Annotated in this window: 24 protein-coding genes and 1 other annotated feature; of the genes, 1 reads left to right on the top strand and 23 read right to left on the bottom strand. The window is 57.5% G+C overall.

The features are described from left to right. Nucleotides 1-17: 17 nt before the first annotated feature. From rplL to PA598K_RS26890, 17 genes are all read right to left on the bottom strand, one after another. Complete coding sequence (rplL, locus tag PA598K_RS26970) at nucleotides 18-383, bottom strand: 50S ribosomal protein L7/L12 (protein WP_128659918.1); 366 nt, start codon at nucleotides 381-383, stop codon at nucleotides 18-20. A 97-nt stretch (nucleotides 384-480) separates the two neighbouring features. Beyond that, complete coding sequence (gene rplJ, locus PA598K_RS26965; protein ID WP_128659917.1) at nucleotides 481-993, bottom strand: 50S ribosomal protein L10; 513 nt, start codon at nucleotides 991-993, stop codon at nucleotides 481-483. A 52-nt stretch (nucleotides 994-1,045) separates the two neighbouring features. Next, nucleotides 1,046-1,217: a sequence feature (ribosomal protein L10 leader region), on the bottom strand. An 18-nt stretch (nucleotides 1,218-1,235) separates the two neighbouring features. Next, nucleotides 1,236-1,928 carry a 50S ribosomal protein L1 gene (rplA, locus tag PA598K_RS26960; protein ID WP_128659916.1) on the bottom strand — a complete coding sequence of 231 codons (693 nt, stop codon included), beginning with the start codon at nucleotides 1,926-1,928 and terminating at the stop codon, nucleotides 1,236-1,238. Nucleotides 1,929-2,028: 100 nt separating this feature from the next. Further along, a complete protein-coding gene (rplK, locus tag PA598K_RS26955) occupies nucleotides 2,029-2,454 on the bottom strand; it encodes a 50S ribosomal protein L11 (protein ID WP_128659915.1) in 426 nt (141 codons plus the stop codon). A gap of 99 nt (nucleotides 2,455-2,553) precedes the next feature. Next, nucleotides 2,554-3,087, bottom strand: a complete 534-nt coding sequence (nusG, locus tag PA598K_RS26950; protein WP_128659914.1) for a transcription termination/antitermination protein NusG — start codon at nucleotides 3,085-3,087, stop codon at nucleotides 2,554-2,556. A gap of 24 nt (nucleotides 3,088-3,111) precedes the next feature. Further along, nucleotides 3,112-3,321, bottom strand: a complete 210-nt coding sequence (gene secE / locus PA598K_RS26945; RefSeq protein WP_020620123.1) for a preprotein translocase subunit SecE — start codon at nucleotides 3,319-3,321, stop codon at nucleotides 3,112-3,114. 17 nt (nucleotides 3,322-3,338) lie between these two features. Beyond that, a complete protein-coding gene (gene rpmG / locus PA598K_RS26940) occupies nucleotides 3,339-3,488 on the bottom strand; it encodes a 50S ribosomal protein L33 (RefSeq protein ID WP_081666981.1) in 150 nt (49 codons plus the stop codon). A 410-nt stretch (nucleotides 3,489-3,898) separates the two neighbouring features. Further along, nucleotides 3,899-4,549, bottom strand: a complete 651-nt coding sequence (gene sigH / locus PA598K_RS26935; protein WP_128659913.1) for an RNA polymerase sporulation sigma factor SigH — start codon at nucleotides 4,547-4,549, stop codon at nucleotides 3,899-3,901. 203 nt (nucleotides 4,550-4,752) lie between these two features. Beyond that, entirely contained in the window at nucleotides 4,753-5,289 is a 537-nt protein-coding gene (locus PA598K_RS26930; RefSeq protein WP_128659912.1) for an NYN domain-containing protein, read from the bottom strand. Between the two features lie 2 nt (nucleotides 5,290-5,291). Beyond that, nucleotides 5,292-6,059: a 23S rRNA (guanosine(2251)-2'-O)-methyltransferase RlmB gene (gene rlmB / locus PA598K_RS26925; protein WP_128659911.1), complete on the bottom strand. Its 768-nt coding sequence runs from the start codon at nucleotides 6,057-6,059 to the stop codon at nucleotides 5,292-5,294. Beyond that, on the bottom strand, nucleotides 6,049-6,531 hold the full coding sequence (locus tag PA598K_RS26920) for a Mini-ribonuclease 3 (RefSeq protein WP_128659910.1): 483 nt from the start codon (nucleotides 6,529-6,531) through the stop codon (nucleotides 6,049-6,051). The genes rlmB and PA598K_RS26920 overlap by 11 nt, the downstream gene beginning before the upstream one ends. Beyond that, on the bottom strand, nucleotides 6,528-7,949 hold the full coding sequence (gene cysS, locus PA598K_RS26915) for a cysteine--tRNA ligase (protein ID WP_128659909.1): 1,422 nt from the start codon (nucleotides 7,947-7,949) through the stop codon (nucleotides 6,528-6,530). The genes PA598K_RS26920 and cysS overlap by 4 nt, the downstream gene beginning before the upstream one ends. Beyond that, nucleotides 7,946-8,668 (bottom strand): serine O-acetyltransferase, encoded by a 723-nt coding sequence (gene cysE / locus PA598K_RS26910; RefSeq protein WP_260405639.1) that lies wholly within the window; start codon nucleotides 8,666-8,668, stop codon nucleotides 7,946-7,948. The genes cysS and cysE overlap by 4 nt, the downstream gene beginning before the upstream one ends. A gap of 480 nt (nucleotides 8,669-9,148) precedes the next feature. Next, nucleotides 9,149-10,609 (bottom strand): glutamate--tRNA ligase, encoded by a 1,461-nt coding sequence (gene gltX, locus PA598K_RS26905; protein ID WP_128659908.1) that lies wholly within the window; start codon nucleotides 10,607-10,609, stop codon nucleotides 9,149-9,151. A 71-nt stretch (nucleotides 10,610-10,680) separates the two neighbouring features. Next, complete coding sequence (gene ispF / locus PA598K_RS26900) at nucleotides 10,681-11,163, bottom strand: 2-C-methyl-D-erythritol 2,4-cyclodiphosphate synthase (protein ID WP_128659907.1); 483 nt, start codon at nucleotides 11,161-11,163, stop codon at nucleotides 10,681-10,683. Nucleotides 11,164-11,167: 4 nt separating this feature from the next. Continuing rightward, on the bottom strand, nucleotides 11,168-11,881 hold the full coding sequence (ispD, locus tag PA598K_RS26895; RefSeq protein ID WP_128659906.1) for a 2-C-methyl-D-erythritol 4-phosphate cytidylyltransferase: 714 nt from the start codon (nucleotides 11,879-11,881) through the stop codon (nucleotides 11,168-11,170). 131 nt (nucleotides 11,882-12,012) lie between these two features. Continuing rightward, nucleotides 12,013-13,110: a PIN/TRAM domain-containing protein gene (locus PA598K_RS26890; RefSeq protein ID WP_128659905.1), complete on the bottom strand. Its 1,098-nt coding sequence runs from the start codon at nucleotides 13,108-13,110 to the stop codon at nucleotides 12,013-12,015. Between the two features lie 175 nt (nucleotides 13,111-13,285). On the opposite strand from PA598K_RS26890, the gene PA598K_RS26885 reads away from it, so the two are divergent. Further along, a complete protein-coding gene (locus tag PA598K_RS26885) occupies nucleotides 13,286-13,681 on the top strand; it encodes a DUF1573 domain-containing protein (protein WP_128659904.1) in 396 nt (131 codons plus the stop codon). Nucleotides 13,682-14,027: 346 nt separating this feature from the next. Here PA598K_RS26885 and PA598K_RS26880 read toward each other — a convergent pair whose 3' ends face one another. The 6 genes from PA598K_RS26880 to PA598K_RS36570 all read right to left on the bottom strand — a co-directional run. Beyond that, nucleotides 14,028-15,563: a hypothetical protein gene (locus tag PA598K_RS26880; protein ID WP_185602248.1), complete on the bottom strand. Its 1,536-nt coding sequence runs from the start codon at nucleotides 15,561-15,563 to the stop codon at nucleotides 14,028-14,030. A gap of 76 nt (nucleotides 15,564-15,639) precedes the next feature. After that, complete coding sequence (locus PA598K_RS26875) at nucleotides 15,640-16,422, bottom strand: ABC transporter ATP-binding protein (protein ID WP_128659902.1); 783 nt, start codon at nucleotides 16,420-16,422, stop codon at nucleotides 15,640-15,642. A 206-nt stretch (nucleotides 16,423-16,628) separates the two neighbouring features. Further along, nucleotides 16,629-17,378 carry a CDP-diacylglycerol--serine O-phosphatidyltransferase gene (gene pssA / locus PA598K_RS26870; RefSeq protein WP_128659901.1) on the bottom strand — a complete coding sequence of 250 codons (750 nt, stop codon included), beginning with the start codon at nucleotides 17,376-17,378 and terminating at the stop codon, nucleotides 16,629-16,631. Between the two features lie 92 nt (nucleotides 17,379-17,470). Beyond that, a complete protein-coding gene (gene disA, locus PA598K_RS26865; protein ID WP_128659900.1) occupies nucleotides 17,471-18,547 on the bottom strand; it encodes a DNA integrity scanning diadenylate cyclase DisA in 1,077 nt (358 codons plus the stop codon). Between the two features lie 10 nt (nucleotides 18,548-18,557). Then, nucleotides 18,558-19,925 carry a DNA repair protein RadA gene (gene radA, locus PA598K_RS26860; protein ID WP_128659899.1) on the bottom strand — a complete coding sequence of 456 codons (1,368 nt, stop codon included), beginning with the start codon at nucleotides 19,923-19,925 and terminating at the stop codon, nucleotides 18,558-18,560. 98 nt (nucleotides 19,926-20,023) lie between these two features. Then, nucleotides 20,024-20,293 (bottom strand): ATP-binding protein (locus PA598K_RS36570; RefSeq protein ID WP_260405638.1); only part of this gene is annotated, 270 nt, incomplete at its 5' end.

Here is a 20,293-nt window from a genome sequence, read left to right as displayed (position 1 = left end):
TATGCCCCGTACGGTTATTACTTCACTTCTACAGAAGCGCCAGCAGCTTCGAGTTTTTCTTTTACGCCGTCTGCTTCTTCTTTGGATACTTTTTCTTTGACTGGTTTTGGAGCGTTGTCGACCAGGTCTTTTGCTTCTTTCAGACCCAGGCCAGTAATTTCGCGAACTGCTTTGATGACGTTGATTTTCGAAGCGCCAGCGTTGTTCAGGATGACGTCGAATTCAGTTTGCTCAGCAGCTGCTTCAACAGCGCCGCCGCCGCCAACTACAGCTACAGGAGCAGCAGCAGTTACGCCGAATTCTTCTTCGATTGCTTTTACCAGATCATTCAGTTCAAGAACGTTCATGCCTTTAATTGCTTCCAGGATTTGCTCTTTGCTCATGAGATGAACCTCCATAGGTATATTATTTGGGTTGTTCCATAAGACCGCCTAAGCGGTGCGTGTCGAACTTTGTATGGCGAAGCATGCAATGCAATGCTTATGCGCCTTGTTGTTCTTGCTCTTGCTTTTCACCGACGGCTTTAACCGCAAGCGCGAAGTTGCGCATTGGCGCTTGAAGCACGCTGAGGAGCATCGACAGCAAGCCTTCGCGGGATGGCAGATCTGCCAGTGCCTTGATCTCGTCCACGCTAACGACTTGACCTTCGACGATACCGCCTTTCAGTTTCAAGGCATCGTTTTTCTTCGCGAATGTGTTGAGGATTTTTGCCGGAGCGACTGCATCTTCACCGCTGAATGCGATAGCAGTCGGGCCTGTCAGCACCTCATCCAATCCGTTCAGTTCGGCCTTTTCTGTCGCGCGGCGGAGCAGCGAGTTTTTCAGGACTTGGAACTCGATGCCGGCTTCGCGGAGCTCTTTGCGCAGTTGCGTTACTTGAGCTACGTTCAGACCGCGGTAATCCGCAATAACAGTGCTGGAGCTCTCGCGCAGCTTCACTACGATTTCATCAACCGCTTGCTGTTTGCTAGCGATAATTTTTGCGTTTGCCAAACTTTACACCTCCTATAGATAATCTGCATTCCGAGTGAGCCTGGCGTCTTTCTCCGAACATGAGAAAGGCCTTCGCCGCATAACCGCAAGCGAAGGCCATGATGGTTCATCATCCGCCCGTCCGTCATCGACGGCCAGCGGAGAATAAACATTCTATCATAACACCTCGGTAGGAAATTAAGCCCGAAGGCACCTACTGTCTACGGCATGCATATTCAACTTTGGTATGCGAAACTCCTAGATTAGCGGAAAATCGCTGTGTTGACGCGAGCGCTAGGGCCCATCGTCGAGGAGACCGCAATGTTTTTCAGGTATACACCCTTGGCCGCTGCAGGCTTGGCACGAACCAATGCTTCGACAAGCGAACGAAGGTTTTCGTTCAATTTGTCGGCATCGAAGGATACCTTGCCGATTGGCGCATGGATTTGACCTGCTTTGTCGAGACGGTATTCGATTTTACCGGCTTTGATCTCTTGTACCGCTTTGGAAACGTCAAACGTTACCGTACCGGCTTTCGGGTTAGGCATGAGGCCTTTACCGCCGAGAATACGACCGAGCTTACCGACTTCCGCCATCATGTCCGGTGTTGCCACGCAGACGTCGAATTCAAACCAGCCTTGCTGAATTTTGTTGATCATGTCGGCATCGCCAACATAATCCGCGCCAGCAGCTTCGGCTTCTTTCGCCTTGTCGCCTTTAGCGAAGACAAGGACGCGTTTGGTTTTGCCTGTACCATGCGGGAGTACAACGACGCCGCGCACAGCTTGGTCTTGTTTCCGCGGGTCTACGCCCAGACGGACCGCAACTTCGACAGACTCGTCGAACTTCGCGGATGCTGCCTTCTTCACCAATTCAATGGCTTCCAAAGGCTCGTAGCTTGCTTCGTTGTCGAACAGCTTAGCAGCTTCGACGTATTTCTTGCCATGTTTTGCCATTTGAAATTCTCCTCCTTGTGTGGTGGTAGCGGAATATCCTCCTAACGGATGATCCTCCCACGAATCGCAGTCCTGTGTGGCCTGCGACGGCCGCCGACGATTAGTCGACGATGTTGATGCCCATGCTGCGTGCTGTGCCTTCGACCATCAGCATTGCTGCTTCGACCGAACCGGCGTTCAGATCCGGCATTTTTTGCTCAGCGATCTCGCGTACTTTGTCGCGTTTTACTGTAGCGACCTTCTTTTTGTTCGGCTCGCCCGAACCTTTCTCAACCCCTGCTGCGATGCGGAGCAATACAGCCGCCGGCGGCGTTTTGGTTTCGAAGGTAAAGGAACGGTCCTCGAATACGGAGATAACAACCGGAATAATCAATCCCGCTTGGTCAGCCGTACGCGCGTTGAACTCTTTACAGAAGGCCATGATGTTCACACCCGCTTGTCCGAGTGCAGGACCGATCGGCGGCGCCGGATTCGCTTTCCCTGCAGGAACTTGCAGTTTCACCATCTTGATGACTTTCTTTGCCATGATAGTACACCTCCCTGCCCTAAGTTGTGGTCGAACGGGAACGAATTCCCTCCCACCATCGCCTATCCTTAGCGGATACGCGACTCCGGAAACCGGATATTATATCTTTTCCACCTGAGTGTAATCCAGCTCAAGCGGGGTTTCCCTACCAAACATGTTGACATGGACCTTCAGCTTGCTCTTGTCGATCAGGATCTCCTCGACCGTGCCGACAAAATTAGCAAAAGGACCCACTTTGACCCGAACCGTTTCTTTGAGATCAAACTCAATCTTCGGCTTCGGCTCCTCCATACCCATGTGCTTCAGGATCTGTTCCACTTCTTCAGGCAGCAAAGCCGTTGGCTTCGAGCCGGAACCGGTAGAGCCGACGAAGCCCGTCACACCGGGGGTATTACGAACAACGTACCACGAATCATCCGTCTGGATCATCTCGACAAGCACGTAGCCGGGGTAAACCTTGCGTTGGACGGTTTTTTTCTTGCCGTCCTTGTTTACCACTTCTTCTTCCATCGGCACCAGCACGCGGAAGATTTTGTCCTCCATGCCCATCGATTCCACACGTTTCTCGAGATTCGCCTTCACCTTGTTCTCATAACCGGAGTAAGTATGAACGACGTACCATCTCTTTTCCATGAACAAACCACCTTTGGATCCTTCTTAAACAATCAGTTCGACCAGTTCGGAGATCCCGATGTCAAGAAGCCAAAAGTAAATCGTCACCGCTATAATCGTTACCATAACAACGATCGTGTAGCTCGTCAACTCTTTACGGTTTGGCCAGCGGACTTTCTTAAGCTCCGCCCAGCTATCGGCAAAGAAGGCAAATGTTGATCCGAAGCCTTGCTTCAATCTACCCAGAAAAGACACGTCCACACCTCCAGTTACTATCTAGTTTCGCGATGAGGAGTATGCTCGTTGCAAAACTTGCAAAACTTCTTCATCTCGATACGATCGGGGTGATTACGTTTGTTTTTGTTGGTCGTGTAGTTTCTTTGTTTGCAATTCGTACAAGCCAACGTGATAATAACACGCATTGCAGTACACCTCCCGGTCTGACCTAATAAAAAGCTTGGGTAACACATAAACGTTTATCTTGAATCTTAAAGCCATTTGTTACAATACGCGCATTTAGGCCTACCTGAAATACTTTAGCACATGGCCTGTTGCCATGTCAACGATAACCTTCGGCAAATGTCAAGCCCCCAGGCTGGATTATTTCGCCGATTCCGGGAGTAGCGCTGGCTACGCTCGCTTCATCTCCATACCAAATAGCAGACTGGTCGTCCGTCTCCCCCATTATTGCCAACAATTAACGTTCATAATCCTCGACATGTCTGGCAAGCGGGACTTGGCTTCCACCCGTCAAATAAAAAAAGACTCGCCTGCGAGCCTCGTGTGTACTGCATGTATGATGGGAGCCGCTCCTCCATCGCGGGCTTGCGGCTCAGCTCGGGACGTCCCGAACTTCCAGATAACGTTCGAGCTTGCGCTTGACGCGTTGCAATGCGTTGTCGATCGACTTGACGTGGCGATCCAGATCGACTGCGATCTCCTGATACGATCTGCCGTCGAGGTAGAGCATCAGCACCTTGCGCTCCAGGTCGCTCAGAATCTCGGCCATCTTGTCCTCGAGACCGACGAACTCCTCCTGGTTGATGATCAGCTCCTCCGGGTCGGAGACGCGCGAGCCGCAGATCACGTCCAGCAGCGTACGGTCGGAGTCTTCGTCGTAGATCGGCTTGTCCAGCGAGACATACGAGTTAAGCGGAATATGCTTCTGCCGGGTCGCCGTCTTGATGGCGGTGATGATCTGCCTGGTGATGCACAGCTCGGCGAACGCCTTGAAGGAGGCCAGCTTGTCCCCTTTGAAGTCGCGAATCGCCTTATATAGACCGATCATACCCTCCTGGACGATATCCTCGCGATCGGCGCCGATCAGGAAGTAGGAGCGAGCTTTGGCGCGGACGAAATTCTTGTACTTGTTGATCAAGTATTCCAAGGCTTCGCTGTCGCCTTCGCGCACGGCGTCGACGTTGTCCTCGTCCGTATTGCAGTCATAATCGTGCATACTCAATTCTTTGAGGTCGATGCTCACGAACTATCCCCCCGGCCTGCACGGCGTGCACTGCTTGAATTTCGTAGAAAACGATGTTCGGCGCTTGAAGAACAGCCTCTCAAAATACCGATCTTATCCATAAAACATAGGATCAGTATACATTATGTAACCTTGAGGCGTCAACAGAACAACTGCTCCTCTTCGTACGGAAGTGCGAGGAACATCCTGCTTAACCATCCTTCTCAAGCATCTGGCTTGCCGCCCCTCCGCAGCCGCTCCAGCCGCGTCCTCACGTCCAGACTGAGCTTGTCGTCGAGCGGGTTGCGCCGGGGCGGGACAGCCTCGTCGGACTTCAGCCGCTGCTCCAGCTCCTTGCGATTCTGCCCCAGCTCGATCAGCAGCTCGCGCGCCGACAGCCGGAGCGCGCCCTTGCCAAAGGCAATATGCTGCTCGGCCATATCCGAGGTGGCGACGTAGATGTTGCGTCCGCGCTGCTTGAGCTCGCCGACGAGCCGCTCGACGACCTCGTCCGCCGTCTCCTTCTCCCGCGTATAGATGACCGTCAGGTTGAACTGCTTGTACGTAGCGCCGTGCCCCGGGACCCGATGCGCGTCAAAAATGACGATCACCTGCATGCCAGTGAAGCCCTGATAATCGGCCAGCAGCTCCAGCAGCCGGTCCCGCGCCTCCTCCAGCCCGAGCTCCTTGAGCCGCTCCAGCTCCGGCCAGGCGCCGATCATGTTGTAGCCGTCGACCAACAGCACATCCTGCCGCCGCATCCCTAGCCCTTGGCGGCGGAGCCCGCCGCCCGCTGGCGGACGACTTCGTACATGAGCACGCCCGCCGCCACCGAAGCATTCAGCGAGTTCAGCTTGCCGAGCATCGGCAGCTTGATAAGGAAGTCGCATTTTTCCCGGATCAGCCGGCCGATGCCCTTGCCTTCATTGCCGATGACGATCGCCAGCGGCAGATCGAGATTGGACCGGTACACATCCTGCTCCGCCGCCACATCGGTGCCTGCGATCCAGATCCCTTGCTTCTTGAGCGACTCGATCGTCTGCGCCAGGTTGGTGACTCGTGCTACCGGCACATGCTCCACCGCGCCGGCCGACGTCTTGTACACCGTCGCGCCGAGCGACGCCGAGCGACGCTTGGGGATGATGACGCCGTGCGCGCCCGTGCACTCGGCGGTCCGCAGGATCGAGCCGAGATTATGCGGGTCCTCAATCTCGTCGAGCAGCAGCAGGAACGGCTCCTCGCCCTGCGTGCGCGCCTTCTCCAGTATCTCCTCGATCTCCGCGTATCGATAGGCCGCCGCTTGGGCGACGACGCCCTGATGCTGCACACCACCCGCCATTTGATCCAGCTTGCGCTTGTCCGCGTATTGGATGATGACGCCGTGCTTTTTGGCCTCGGCCACGATCGGCAAGGTCAGATTTTTTTGCGCGCTCTCGGCGATCCACAGCTTGTTGATCTCCCGACCGGAGCGCAGCGCCTCCAGCACTGGATGCTTGCCGACGATCCATTCTTCCTGATGCTCAGTGTCCATCCTGCGTCCCCTCCTCTGGTTGATGTTCATCCCGTCCTGCCGCGTCGACGTTCCAGGCGTAGGCCAACAGCTGCTCCAGACGCTCCGTCCGCCGCTGACAATACAGATAGCCGATCAGGCATTCCAGCGACGTGGCATGCCGATATTCCTGGACATCAGCGTTTTTGGGGGGCGACCCCGACTTGGCATTGCGCCCCCGCCGCACGATATCGGCCTCCTCCTCGGTGAGCAGCGGCCGCAACCGCCGCAGCAGCGCGCTCTGGGCCTTGGCCGAGACATAGGAGACCGCCTTGGCGTGCAGATGATGCAGCTTGTGGTTCGGCTGCGATAGCAGATACTGGCGGACCAGCAGCTCGAACACCGCATCGCCGATATAAGCCAGGACGACGGGATTCATCAGATGCGGCGGCTTCGCCGGCTCATGGAACCACAGACCGTCCGCCGACTCGCCTCCTGCGCGGGGCCCCGTCATTTGCGCCGCCAGCGGATGCCCTGCGGCGTATCCTCGAGGACGATGCCCGCGTCCGCCAGCTGATCGCGCAGCTCGTCGGCGCGCGCCCAGTCCTTGGCCTTGCGCGCCGCGATCCGCTCCTCGATCAGCCGTTCCACCTCTTCGGCCGCCAGACCGTCCGCCTCCTGCTCGATCGGCAGCAGGCCGAGCACGCGATCAAGCGCACTCGTCAGCGCCAGCAATGCCTCCAGATCCTGCGCCGAGACGACGTCGCGCTGCAGATACTGATTCGCCTCGCTCACCAGCTCGAACCAGGCCGTGATCGCATCCGGCGTATTGAAGTCGTCGTTCATCTTGAGCTGGAACGTCTCGCGAATCTGCCGGATGCGCTCGCTCAGCTCCGGCTTGGGCCCCGGGAGCGGACGATCCGACTCGACCCGCATCGCCTGCAGCCGGTGCTGCAGATTATCCCGGCAATTGCGGATCCGCTCGACGCTGTTCTCGGCCTGCTTGATCGTCTCGCTGCTGAAGTTGAGCGGGCTGCGGTAGTGCGTCGACAGCATGAAGTAACGGATCGCCTCCGGCTTCGTCTGCTTGAGCAGCTCATGCACCGTGATGCCGTTGCCGAGCGACTTGGACATCTTCTCGTTGTTGATATGGATATAACCGTTATGCATCCAGTACTTCGCCAGCGGCCTGCCGGTCAGCGCCTCTGACTGCGCCGCCTCGCACTCGTGATGCGGGAATTGCAGGTCATGTCCGCCGCCGTGGATGTCGAGCGTATCGCCGAGGTACTTGCGCGCCATCGCCGAGCACTCGATATGCCAGCCCGGACGTCCAGGCCCCCAGGGGCTCTCCCAGAAGATCTCGCCCGGCTTGGCGCCCTTCCACAGCACGAAGTCGCGGGCATCCTCCTTGCGCTCGTCGATCCCGATGCGGATGCCGAGCTGCAGCTCCTCGAGATTCTGATGCGACAGCTGGCCGTAATCGGCGAAACGGGCGGTGCGGAAGTACACATCGCCCTCGCTGGCATACGCGAAGTCCTTGTCGACCAGACCGGCGATAAAGGCAACGATGTCGTCGACATGCTCCGTCACGCGCGGATTAAGCGTCGCCTTGCGCACGCCGAGCGCTTCGATGTCGCGATTGAAGGCGTCGATGAACCGCTCGGCGACCTCGGGCACTGTTGTGCCGAGCTGCTCGGCCTTGCGGATCAGCTTGTCGTCGACATCGGTGAAGTTGACGATATAGTTCACCTCGTTGCCGATCGACTCCAGATAGCGGCGCACGACATCGAAGAAGATAACCGGCCTTGCATTGCCGATATGGATATAGTCATAGACGGTCGGACCGCAGACGTACATTTTCACTTTGCCTGGCTCCTGCGGCACGAACGCCTCCCGTTGCCGGGACAGCGTATTATAGATCATTACATTCATGGTCTTGTATTCCTCCCACTGCTTATCGGCTGCTTGCCCTCTTCCGTCTCCGCTTGACCGTCCTCGCTCGCAGACTGCGGCTCCGGCTGCCCGCCGACCCGCGCCAGCTCCGAGCGCAGTTGCTGGATCTCGGCCTGCATCTGCCGGAACATCTCGACGACCGGGTCGGGCATCTGCGTATGATCGAGCCGGTCCTTCACCCGCACGCCGTTGCGCTTGACGATTCGGCCAGGGATGCCGACGACGGTGCTGTTGTCCGGCACCTCGCTGAGCACGACCGAGTTGGCGCCGATATTCACATTGTCCCCTACGGTGAAGGAGCCCAGTACTTTGGCGCCCGACGAGATGACGACATTGTTGCCGATCGTCGGATGGCGCTTGCCGCGCTCCTTGCCGGTCCCGCCCAGTGTGACACCCTGATAGATGACGACATTCTCGCCGATCTCGCATGTCTCGCCGATGACGACGCCCATCCCGTGGTCGATGAACAGGCCACGGCCGATCTGGGCCCCGGGGTGGATCTCGATGCCAGTGAAGAATCGGCTGACCTGGGAGATCCAGCGCGCCAGCGTCGGCATGCCTCGTCGATGGAAGGCGTGCGCGAGACGATGCGCCCAGATCGCGTGGAGCCCCGAGTAGGTGAAGATGACCTCCCATGTATTGCGGGCTGCCGGATCATTGTCCAGCACCGCTTGTATATCCGATCGGATGTGACCCATCCTGCCCACCTCTTTACCTAAATTAAAAGACGCCCCTGCAGCCTACGCTGCAGAGACGTCTCGACGCGGTCCCACTCTGCTTGGACAGACGCCTGACGGCCATCGCGGCCGCGTCTATCCCCCTTGTGTCGCCTGTAACGCAGGCCTGCGGCGCAGCCTACCCCTGTCTTCCGAGAGAGACAGGCTCGGTGCGCGGCTCCCAGGTGCATGTTCGTCCGACGGAGATGAGCGACTCCCAGCCCGCGCCGGTACGGGATGCCCGCCCCTGCGCTGGTCGCTCTCTCTGGAATCTCGCGATCGGCTTACTTTTCCTGTTCATAGCTGCTCTTGTATCGTTGACGCCGTGTATCTTTCACAGCATTAATAGCCGTTGCCATCAAATTCGTACCCCTAGTATACTCTGAACCCCCGGGGATGACAAGGCGCCAGCATGGTCGCTGCGAGGAAGGAGGCCTGCGCGCCCCCTGCTGGCTCGCTCGACTAGGCCAATCGGACCGCGAGCCGCGCCCGCACCTTCTCCTGACCGAGCAGCTGCAGCGTCATATTAAGATCCGGTCCATGCGTCTGTCCGGTCACGGCGGCACGGATCGGCATGAACAATTGCTTGCCCTTGGCGCCGGTCTCCTTTTGCACCGCCTTGATCATCGGCTTGACGCTGTCAGCCGTGAGCGGCCCCTCGGCGCTGTCCAATTGGGCAGCGAACGCCGCCAGCACAGCGGGCACCTGCTCCTCCGCCAGCACGGCTGCCGCCTCCGCCTCATCCTCGATCTCGTCCTTGAAGAATAGCGTTGTCTGCGGGACGATCTCCGACACACAAGTCAACTTCTCCTGATAGAGGGCGACCAGTTCGTCCGTCCAGGCGCGTTGCGCCTCGGTCAGCACCTCTGGCAGCCGGCCGGCTCGCTGCAGATACGGCAAGGCCAGCTCGGCGATCCGGGCAGGCTCCGCCTTCTTGATATATTCATTATTCATCCAGCTCAGCTTTTGTGTATCGAACACCGCCGTGCTCTTGGAGAGACGGGCAGCGTTGAAGATGTCCACCAGCTCGCCACGCGTGAAGATCTCCTGCTCGCCCTCCGGCGACCAGCCCAGCAGCGCGATGAAGTTGAAGAGCGCCTCCGGCAGATAGCCGAGCTCGTCGTACTGCTCGATGAACTGGATGATCGACTCGTCGCGCTTGCTCAGCTTTTTGCGCTGCTCATTGACGATCAGCGTCATATGGGCGAAGACCGGCGGCTCCCAGCCGAACGCCTCGTAGATCATCAGCTGGCGCGGCGTGTTGGAGATATGATCCTCGCCGCGCAGCACATGGCTGATACGCATCAGATAGTCGTCGATGACGACGGCGAAGTTGTACGTCGGGATGCCGTCCTTCTTGACGATGACGAAGTCGCCCATCTCCGCCGTGTCGAAGCGGATATCCCCCTTGACCATATCGTGGAAGGCATAGGTCCGGCCCTCCGGCACACGGAAGCGGATGCTCGGCACCCGCCCCTCCGCCTCGAAAGCCTGCTGCTGCTCCGCCGTCAGCTCGCGATGCTTGCCCGAGTAGCGTGGCGTCTCGCCGCGCGCCGTCTGCTCTTCGCGCTCCTGCTCGAGCTCCTCCTCGGTGCAGTAGCAGCGATAGGCCAGCCCTTGCTCCAGCAGCTCCTCGTAGTGGTTGCGATAGATGTCCAGCCGCTCCGTCTGGCGGTACGGCCCGTAGCCGCCGCCGATATCGATGCTCTCGTCCCAGTCGACGCCGAGCCATTTCAGATAGTTCAATTGGTTTTCTTCGCCGCCTGCGACATTGCGCTTCAGGTCGGTATCCTCGATGCGGATGATGAACTTGCCGCCCTGACTGCGGGCGAACAGATAATTAAATAAGGCCGTTCTGGCGTTGCCGATATGCAGATGCCCGGTCGGTGACGGCGCGTAGCGCACGCGGACTTCTTGTGCCATAGTCATATTCCTCTCCTTCATGCCACGCGCCCCGTCGATGCTGGCGCGAGCTGCCCTTTATCATTGCAAAATCATAGCACATCCCGAATCAGACAGACAACCGCCTGGGAGGCGATCCCCTCGCCGCGACCGGCAAAGCCAAGCCACTCGGTTGTCGTCGCCTTGACGTTCACCTGCGACGGCTCAGCTTCCAGCGCGCGTGCGATGACCTCGACCATCTGCGGGATGTAAGGCGCCATCTTCGGAGCCTGAGCGATAATCGTCGCATCCAGATTGCCCAGCTTATACCCTCTCTCGCGGATTAACGCCCAGACGTCGATCAACAGCTTGAGGCTGTCCGCGTCCTTGTAGGCTTCGTCGGTATCGGGGAAATGCTTGCCGATATCGCCGAGCGCCAGCGCCCCCAGCACCGCATCGCTAATCGCATGCAGCAGCACATCGGCATCCGAATGGCCCAGCAGCCCCCGCTCATAAGGAATCGTGACGCCGCCGATGATGCAAGGACGCCCCTCCGCCAGCTGATGCACATCGAACCCTTGTCCTACCCGAATCATAAGTCTAGTCTCCTCTCCCGCAGGGCTCGCCGATGCCTTGCGTCAGCAAGAACTCCGCATACGGCAGATCCTCCGGTGTCGTTATTTTGATGTTGGTATACTCGCCCTCCGCTACCGCAACCGGCTCGCCAGCGCGCTCGACGACCATCGCGTCGTCCGTTCCGCTGAACCCGGCGGCTCGCGCCGCTTCATGAGCCGACAGCAGCAGCTCATAGCGAAAAGCCTGCGGCGTCTGAATCGCCCACAAGCTATTCCGATCCGGAGTGGCTGTGATCAGCCCGTCTCCATCCACCTGTTTGATCGTATCCTTGACCGGTACGGCCAGCACCGCCGCGCCCAGCCGCTCGGCCTGATCGCAACAGCGGCGCACCGCCGCAGCGCTGACGAGCGGGCGGACGCCGTCATGCACCAGCACCCACGGCTGCGTCACCGCCTGGAGCCCGAGATAGACCGACTCCTGACGGTCGGCGCCGCCGGGTACGATGCGGACCAGCTTGTCCAGCCCGTACGACCGGGTGAATTCGCCGCAGCGCTCGACGTCCGCGGTACCTACGACCAGCACGATCTCGGCAACCTCCGGCATCGACTGGAACAGCGCCAGCGAGCGCGCCAGGATCGGCTTGCCGCCGAGCGACAGATATTGCTTGCTCTCGGCCGAGCCCATGCGGGTGCCGCGACCAGCCGCGACGACGACCGCCGCCCATGTATTATTCTGCATTGGATTGTCTGACCTGCCTTGCTCGTGGATTGGCTAGCTGCGCCATGACGCATAAGTCATGGCATCATTTGCTATCTCCATCATACAGGTAAGATTGCGTTTCATAAAGGGGTTTTGTTCAAAAGGGACCATTACTGCGCGCGCTCGAGCAGCTTCGGCTTGGCAAAGATCATCCGGCCGGCGGACGTCTGGAGCACGCTCGTCACCAGCACCTCCATCGTCATGCCGATCGAGTCGCGCCCGCCCTCAACGACGATCATTGTCCCGTCATCCAGATAAGCGACGCCCTGGCCATGCTCCTTGCCGTCCTTAATCACCTGGACGACGATCTCTTCGCCCGGCAGGACGACCGGCTTGACCGAGTTGGCCAGATCGTTAATATTGAGCACCGAGACGCCTTGCAGCTCGCACACCTTGTTCAGGTTGAAGTCGTTGGTGACAACCTTGCCGCCCAGTACCTTGGCCAGCTTCACCAGCTTGCTGTCGACCTCGCCGATTTCCTCGAAGTCCCCTTCGTAGATCAGCACATGCACGTTCAGCTCCTTCTGAATTTTGTTGAGGATATCCAGACCACGACGGCCTCGGTTGCGCTTGAGCAGATCCGACGAGTCGGCGATATGCTGCAGCTCCTCCAGGACGAACTCGGGGATGACCAGCGTTCCTTCGATGAACCCTGTCTTGCAGATGTCCGCGATTCGTCCATCGATGATCACACTCGTATCGAGGATCTTGTGCTCCTCGAAGCGCGGCTGATCCGGCAGCGGCTCCTGCGGCGCCCGCGAAGCCAGGAACGTCTCGTATGCTCCGATGAGCGCCTCGCGCTTCATCCAGCCGATCCTTAGTCCCATATAACCAAGGAACAACGTCAAGGCAGCGGGCAGCAACAGCCAGGCGCCGCTGAGCTGCGACATCGCAGGGAACACCAACGCAGCCACCGCCAGACCCGAGATCAGACCGGCGATGCCAGAGACCAGGTCGCCCATCGGCAGCTCGGCCGCCTGCTCGCTCGCCCGTTTCAGCAGCCCCAGGATCGGTCCCGCCAGCAGGGTCGCGAGCAGCCAACCGCCCAGCGCACCTGCCGCGAGGCTCAAGTAATGCGTACCGGAGTATTCGGACATCGGGAGCAGCCCTTGCGATCGCAGCAGCGCGCCGTGTATTTGTTGGTTCAACTCCGTGCCCAACATGCCTCCTAAGATAAGACCAAGCAACTGAATCATTCGTTTCATCATCTCGATTCACACCTCCACTACCCAGTATGTTCCAGTTTTTCGCACCTTAAACAGGGCCCCTCCTCTAACTTGAGACACCTGCCTCGCCGCTGATAGCCAAAAAGAATTTTTGTGTGCAACCGCTATATCGACTATAATGGAAAAGGAAAGCAAATCATGGAATGAGGTGGAACTGATGAGCGCCCCATCACTGGAGCAATTTCAGCAGCAGGTATCCGAATTGCTGCTTCGTCACCGGAGTTTGCTTGACGTTTTGTCGAAATACGGGCAAGCCGGCGCATCTGTCAACCGAGCTGTCACGAAGGCCGTAACCGAATGCGGCTGCGTCGAGCTGCATGCTCGCAAGCAGGACTTTCCCGAAGAGTTGGCCTGGAAAGATGCCCGCACACAGCTGGAGAGCCATATGCATGGCGGACTGTGCGAGCACTGTAAGGACGTGCTGAAGTCGGAGCTCGGCAAGCAGTTGTTCTACATGTCCGCCCTGTGCAATCTGCTCGAGGTCCAGCTTGAGGAAGTCGTCGACGCCGAGTCGCAGAAGTGCTCTACGCTCGGACTGTTCAATCTCACATGATCCCGCGCCGCCTCCAGGCGACGCATGTTGCTTAGATGCTTAATTCTGAAGGCCGTCGACCAGACGGCTTTTTTTGTTGATCATGTCCAACAAGTTATCCAGATGTGGACAATCATTTTCTGCAACCTCCTGGCTGTTGAAAACGGGCCGAAAAGGCACGGAATCGAATCTGTAGAAGAATCCACAAGGTTATCCCCAATAACCACAGGGTTATCCACATACTTATCCCCTGTTACGCACAATTTGTGCACAACCTGTCCATAACCCATCGATCGAATGCAAATAACCCGCTGGATGCGCGAAGCCGAATTCGCGGTTATCCAAGCGGGCTGCCTGTACCATCTGATTATCTTAGCCGAAAACGACGTTCCGCATATCTCGAGACGAGCGGCACAGCGCTAAGCAAGTACGCCACCGATAACGCCGCGACGATGATCGTGAATAGCCAAGGACTCGGGCCAAGCCACATCGTCACAAGAAAGCTAGCGGAAACTAGACTGTTCAGCAAAATGAAAAATGGATTTTTCGTATTCAGCTCAGTTGTATAAGGCTGAAGCAAGTAATACAGGATCAAATGATGCACCGAGAAAAAAACAGTGAGCGCCAACGTCAGCACCCAAATAGCCGACAGCAGGCTGGCGCCTGTTCCCCCAGACACCATCAGGACGAACACACTTAGAACAACAGCTAGCCACGTACCGATCAGAGCGTTCATCCTCAGCAACCGGCCAAGTCGCAAACGAAAATGCTGACTTGCATCCTTGCGATAAAAAGAATAACGCATCATCGGCATATCGCAATGATAAAAAAATACCTTACATAGCTGGTCGCCCATCGTCAAATAAAACATCGCCAATAGGATGAACGGAACATACCGCTCGATGGTCGCCAAATCCAGCATTTCTCCAAACAGCAGCGCCACACATACCAACACGACGCCGATTACGCCGATCGCCCCCAATCGCTTGCGGAGCGGCGCGCGGATCAGGCTGCGATGTCGCGCAACAAATACCTGTTGAATATAGGCATAACCTTGCTTTGGTGCGCCTCCCCCAGCCATGTCACTTAACGGAAGCTCGCTGACCTGGGTAAGGTCGCTATCTTTTGCCCGGATGCTTTTTTGTTGGGATTCCGCTATCATCTGCTCTATATTGAGCAACGGATCATCGTGCTTCGTCGCCGCTCGCACCGGAGCCGTGAAATCCGTCTTTTTCAGCAGCACATATCCGGCGACTACTCCTGCAAGCAGCAGCGCCAACAGGACAGGCCATCCGAGTAAAGCCGCGCCGAACAACGGCATCGCACGGAGCGATAGCAGCGGGAGATAAGCGACAGCCAGTGTAATAAGCATCACCAGGCTAACGATTCCTGTCTTCTTCACCAGTATCGTCCCGCAACGCCGGAAAAGCGCCAAGTGCAGCCATTCGGATACGACGCGCCATAGGGTCACAGCGCCGACCAGCAGCCATGCTTGCATAGCTGTAATGCCCAGGCCGCCGCCAATGACCGTCATGGCCACCGCTTGATACAAAAAAAATGTCGTATACCGGTGTATGAGAACGGCTCGCATAAATCGTGTCGGCGCGATACGCATCAAGCGAATGGCCGTATATTTCATCTTGCTTGGCTCCAGCACCTTGGCACTCGAAACCGCAGCCATCAACACCGTAATGCAAAAATACATATGCAGAAATAGAGCTCGCCGCTCACCGACAGCCCATTCGTCCGCCCATAAATTCACGGGCAGCGCCAGCATAATTCCAATATATAAGAAGCTCGCTAATAATCCGCCGAGAATGAGTAAAATGACCGCCGCCACGCCAACGATCCGCTTCGTATGGACAGCAGCATACGCCCGATCGCTAACTTTGCCGCCGATCAAGGGCAATCGCTGAGCATAATAGATCAATCGGTTGGCCAGCGTTGTCGTCTGCAGCTGCCACATCAGGGTAATCGTCCTAAGCACGTCCGGCATCGCCTCGCTCCTTCCCGGTTGCGCTCCGCTCCAGCCCGCTTTCAGATATGACGGCTCCGCTTTCGATCTCTTCGCTGAGCAGTTCGATCACTTGCTGTTCGACATCCGGACGATTCAACAGCTCGGTAGAAACCCGCGATAGCTTGCCGCCGCTCAGGACGACCAACTCATCGCACAGATCTGCAGCTAACTGCAAAATATGCGTGGAGAAGATCAATACATGGTCGCCTTTCATCTCCCGCAGCAACTGCTTCATCTCCAGAGCAATAATGACATCAAACGAAGTCAGCGGCTCATCCAACAAGATGACGGGAGGCTTCATCAGCAGAAAGAGCAGCATCTGGAGTTTATTTTTCATGCCATGAGAATAATGCTTAATCAGCTTGTGCCGGTCATCCTCGGCGATGCGCATCATATCGAACAGCGCGCCTATATCGTCGCCCCGGCCGGCAATCGCTGCCTTGTTTACATCAACAAAGAAACGTATGAACTCATACCCTGTCAGAAACTCCGGCAACATCGGGAGCGAATACACATACCCGACATCGGCTGCCTGCAACTCCCGCTCTTGCTTGCCATCCACCAGCTTCATACTACCGCCGTCCACCGGCATCTCTCCGCCCAGGCAATTAAACAAGGTCGTCTTTCCGGCCCCGTTGCGCCCGAGCAATCCATAAATCTTCCCCTGTTCAAAACGAAAATCCGCACCGACCAGGACCTCTTTTTGACCAAAGCTTTTTGTCAGGTTCTGCAAAACAAGCTCCACTATTGCAAATCACACTCCATATCATATTATCCAACAACCTAATCCTACCACATGCCACAGCAGCTTCCAACAACAGCTTCGTTTAATACCCTATCCCATACTCGGAGCCCGCTCATCCATGAAAAAACACCTGCACAATGTGCAGGTGTCCTCCGTCCTTCGCTCGCCGCTTCATGATTCGCAGCCGCCCGGAACGCGAAGCAGCGCTAGGCGCTGTTCTCCGAGTTAGCCGTCTCCTCCGAATGCTCTACGGAAGCAGCGCGCCGCTTGCGCTTGCGTCCGGCAAGCCGACGATCAACGTTTTTTTTTAGGCCGTACAGTGCGTACGCCACGAGCGGAACGAAAATAATCTTGGACAGCTGATCCGGGAAAATCACGCCGAGCACGACCGCCACAGCGACGACCAGCGGGATGATCCAGATCGCGTTTTTCGGAATGCCGACTTTTTTGAAGTTGGGGTACTTGACCTTGCTCACCATCAGATACGACAGCAACATCGTACTAAGCAGCAGCACCGACACCGGAATGTCCTGGTAGAACAACGCCAATGTACAGAGCACGCCTCCGGCAGCCGGAATCGGCAACCCGATAAAATATCCCGGCGTGCCAGCTATCACGTTGAACCGTGCCAGCCGCAGCGCGCCGCAGATCGGGAACAGGGCGGTGATAATCCAGGCCGCCGCAGGATTCAGCTCCTGGAACGCCACCACATACATAATAAATGCCGGCGCCACGCCAAACGAGATAACGTCCGACAAGGAGTCCAGCTCCTTCCCGAACTCGCTCTGCACATTAAGTGCGCGGGCCACCTTGCCGTCTACGCCATCGAGCAGCATCGCAATAATAACCATCATCGCCGCATATTCAGGGCGTTCGTTGAATACGAGGATAATCGCGACCACGCCTAAAAATAAATTGCCTATGGTAAAAAGATTCGGTATCGATTTTGCGATCATCTCTATCCACCTCATCTTTACTATGCCCATTTGCATTTCTTCCTACTTGTCGTCACACAAGCATAGAAGTGCATTCTAATATTGTATGGCAATTAAATCTGCCTGTCAATCAATACCTGCTCTTGAATTCGCTTCAACCCTTCCTTGATGGCGCGCGCACGGACCTCGCCGATGCCGTCCACCTCGTCCAATTGCTCGATGCTGGCGCTCACGACCTCAGGCAAGTATTTGAAGCGATCCACCAGGTTGTGGATAATAATAATCGGCAAACGCGGAATTTTGTGTAGCAGCCGATAGCCGCGCGGCAGTACCGCTTCGTCGGCGATCGTATTCGTATACGGGAAGCCCAGCAAACGTACGATATGATGCACATCAAGCAGTTCCTCGGAGCTCATCTTCTTCAGTCCGGTGCGGATCTCGCGGATGCGATCATCGCTGTTGTCGCGCGCGTAGTCCTTAAGCAGGAACCACGCATCCTCCTCGACCCCGCCCACCAGTTCCTCCATCTGCATACTGATCAGGCGGCCCTCCGTTCCCAGCTCGTTGACGTAGCGCTTGATCTCCGTCTTGATTCGCAGCACCATCTCGACACGCTGGATGACGCCAGCCACCTCCTGCAGCGTCACCAGCTCTTCGAATTCGGACGCCGACAGATTCGTCAGACTTTGGCTGAGCACGGCCTTGTACTTTTCGAGTGTCTGGATCGCTTGATTGGCCTTGGTCAGGATGACGCCCATCTCCTTGAGCGAATAGCGCAGCTGACCTTGGTACAGGGTGATGACGTTGCGGCGTTGGGAGATCGAGACGACCAGCTTGCCGGTCTGCTTGGCCACCCGCTCGGCGGTGCGATGTCGGATGCCCGTCTCCGACGACGGGATCGAGCTGTCCGGGATCAGCTGCGTATTGGCGAACAGAATACGCCGCAGGTCCTCGCTGAGGATGATGGCGCCGTCCATCTTCGCCAACTCGTACAGATAGTTGGGCGAGAAGTCGCAGTTGATGGAAAAGCCGCCATCGACGACCTCCATGACCTCCGGGCTGTAGCCGACGACGATGAGCGCCCCGGTCTTGGCGCGCAGCACGTTCTCCACACCCTCGCGAAACGCGGTGCCGGGCGCCACCAGCTGCAGCAGTTGATTGGTTATGTCCTGTTGGTTTGATTCCTTCATAGGGCCTCCTCTAGCCAAGCGCTGCCGAGAGCGCTTCTGAGACGGTATTGACGCCGATGAGCTCGATCCCTTCGGGCGGCTTCCATCCTTTTAGACTTTTCTCCGGCATGATGACACGCCGGAATCCGAGCTTTTGCGCTTCCTTGACTCGCTGCTCCGCCCGGGATACGGCCCGGACCTCGCCCGTCAGCCCGATCTCGCCGAAGGCGACGTCATATGGCCGGGTCGGTACATCGCGGAAGCTGGAGGCGAGCGAGATCGCTGCCGCCAGATCGACAGCCGGTTCATCGAGCTTGACGCCGCCGGCGACGTTCAGATAGGCGTCCTGATTTTGCAGGAACATCCCCATCCGCTTCTCCAGCACGGCGATGATGAGCGCCATCCGGTTATGATCGAGGCCTGTCGTCGTGCGCCGCGGAGACGGGAAGTTGGTCGCCGTCACCAGCGCCTGCAGCTCGATCAGCATCGGCCGCGTCCCTTCCATGCTGGCTACGACCGTCGAGCCAGCCACCCCGAGCGGACGCTCGGAGAGGAACAGCTCCGAAGGGTTGGTCACCTCGCGGAGGCCTGTCTCCTCCATCTCGAAGATGCCGATTTCATTGGTCGAGCCGAAGCGGTTTTTGACAGCGCGCAGCAGCCGGTACGTATGATGGCGCTCCCCTTCAAAGTAGAGCACGCAGTCCACCATATGCTCGAGCAGCCGCGGTCCGGCGATGGCCCCCTCTTTGGTCACATGACCGACGAGCACTGTAGCGATGCCTTTAATCTTAGCGATCCGCATGAAGTGCGCGGTGCATTCCCTCACCTGGGCGACGCTGCCCGGTGCGGACTGGACGTTCGGCTCATAGACCGTCTGGATCGAGTCGATGACCAGGAAGTCCGGCTTGATCGAGTCGATCGCATCAGCGATATCATTCAGATTGGTCTCGCACAGCACATAGAGCGTCTCCGTGAGTGCGCCCAGCCGATCGGCGCGCAGCCGGGTCTGACGCACCGACTCCTCGCCCGACACATAGAGTACAGTCAACCCCTTGGAAGCGAGCGCATGCGAGGTTTGCAGCAGCAGCGTGGACTTGCCGATGCCGGGGTCGCCGCCGACCAGGATCAGCGAGCCTGGCACGACGCCGCCACCGAGGACGCGATTTAGCTCCTCCAGCCGTGTCTCGATACGCGGCTCCTCCGCTCCTTCTATACGTATGATCGGAAGCGCTTTTTCTTTCGCATGAAGATTCGACAGGCCGATGCCTTGCGTTTTGGTCGTCGTTTCCTTCTCTTCGACCATCGTGTTCCAAGCGCCGCAGCCTGGACATTTGCCGTACCATTTCGGCGATTCGGTGCCGCAATCCGTGCACACAAACTTAATTTTTATTTTAGCCATTACAGGCTCCTTTGATGTGTCCGATTTACAGTATTGCTATATAGGAAGTGTACCATTATCTCCGTCGTCGAGGAAGTCCCTGCCAGATGTGCGATCGCTCATCGTCGTCCGCGCCCTCTGCTCTCGCCGCTCTCGCTGGCTGCGTCGGCCGCCGTCCGGATCGGCAAGCGCAGCGTAAAGGTACTGCCGACGCCGCGCCGGCTGTCCAGCGTCAGCGTGCCGCCGAGCAGATGCGCGAGCTGCAGACTGATCGAGAGCCCCAGTCCGGTGCCGCCATATTTGCGGGTCGTCGCGCCATCGGCCTGCTGGAACGCCTCGAAGATCTGCTGCTGCTTATCCTCCTCGATGCCGATCCCTGTATCCTCTAC

The organism is Paenibacillus sp. 598K, from assembly GCF_003851045.1.
Taxonomy (GTDB): domain Bacteria; phylum Bacillota; class Bacilli; order Paenibacillales; family Paenibacillaceae; genus Paenibacillus_D.
The sequence above is the reverse complement of the archived record's forward strand: the minus strand, read 5'-3'. Positions and strand labels throughout refer to the sequence as shown.

Excerpts from the sequence above, each read along its gene's own strand:
- pssA (WP_128659901.1), bottom strand. The coding sequence starts at position 17,378 with ATGATCGCAAAATCGATACCGAATCTTTTTACCATAGGCAATTTATTT.
- nusG (WP_128659914.1), bottom strand. The coding sequence starts at position 3,087 with ATGGAAAAGAGATGGTACGTCGTTCATACTTACTCCGGTTATGAGAAC.
- PA598K_RS26930 (WP_128659912.1), bottom strand. The coding sequence starts at position 5,289 with ATGCGGCGGCAGGATGTGCTGTTGGTCGACGGCTACAACATGATCGGC.
- rpmG (WP_081666981.1), bottom strand. The coding sequence starts at position 3,488 with ATGCGTGTTATTATCACGTTGGCTTGTACGAATTGCAAACAAAGAAAC.
- disA (WP_128659900.1), bottom strand. The coding sequence starts at position 18,547 with ATGAAGGAATCAAACCAACAGGACATAACCAATCAACTGCTGCAGCTG.
- cysE (WP_260405639.1), bottom strand. The coding sequence starts at position 8,668 with ATGGGTCACATCCGATCGGATATACAAGCGGTGCTGGACAATGATCCG.
- rplK (WP_128659915.1), bottom strand. The coding sequence starts at position 2,454 with ATGGCAAAGAAAGTCATCAAGATGGTGAAACTGCAAGTTCCTGCAGGG.
- radA (WP_128659899.1), bottom strand. The coding sequence starts at position 19,925 with ATGGCTAAAATAAAAATTAAGTTTGTGTGCACGGATTGCGGCACCGAA.
- PA598K_RS26885 (WP_128659904.1), top strand. The coding sequence starts at position 13,286 with ATGAGCGCCCCATCACTGGAGCAATTTCAGCAGCAGGTATCCGAATTG.
- PA598K_RS26890 (WP_128659905.1), bottom strand. The coding sequence starts at position 13,110 with ATGATGAAACGAATGATTCAGTTGCTTGGTCTTATCTTAGGAGGCATG.
- PA598K_RS26920 (WP_128659910.1), bottom strand. The coding sequence starts at position 6,531 with ATGACGGGGCCCCGCGCAGGAGGCGAGTCGGCGGACGGTCTGTGGTTC.
- cysS (WP_128659909.1), bottom strand. The coding sequence starts at position 7,949 with ATGAATGTAATGATCTATAATACGCTGTCCCGGCAACGGGAGGCGTTC.
- rlmB (WP_128659911.1), bottom strand. The coding sequence starts at position 6,059 with ATGGACACTGAGCATCAGGAAGAATGGATCGTCGGCAAGCATCCAGTG.
- ispF (WP_128659907.1), bottom strand. The coding sequence starts at position 11,163 with ATGATTCGGGTAGGACAAGGGTTCGATGTGCATCAGCTGGCGGAGGGG.
- rplL (WP_128659918.1), bottom strand. The coding sequence starts at position 383 with ATGAGCAAAGAGCAAATCCTGGAAGCAATTAAAGGCATGAACGTTCTT.
- ispD (WP_128659906.1), bottom strand. The coding sequence starts at position 11,881 with ATGCAGAATAATACATGGGCGGCGGTCGTCGTCGCGGCTGGTCGCGGC.
- rplA (WP_128659916.1), bottom strand. The coding sequence starts at position 1,928 with ATGGCAAAACATGGCAAGAAATACGTCGAAGCTGCTAAGCTGTTCGAC.
- gltX (WP_128659908.1), bottom strand. The coding sequence starts at position 10,609 with ATGGCACAAGAAGTCCGCGTGCGCTACGCGCCGTCACCGACCGGGCAT.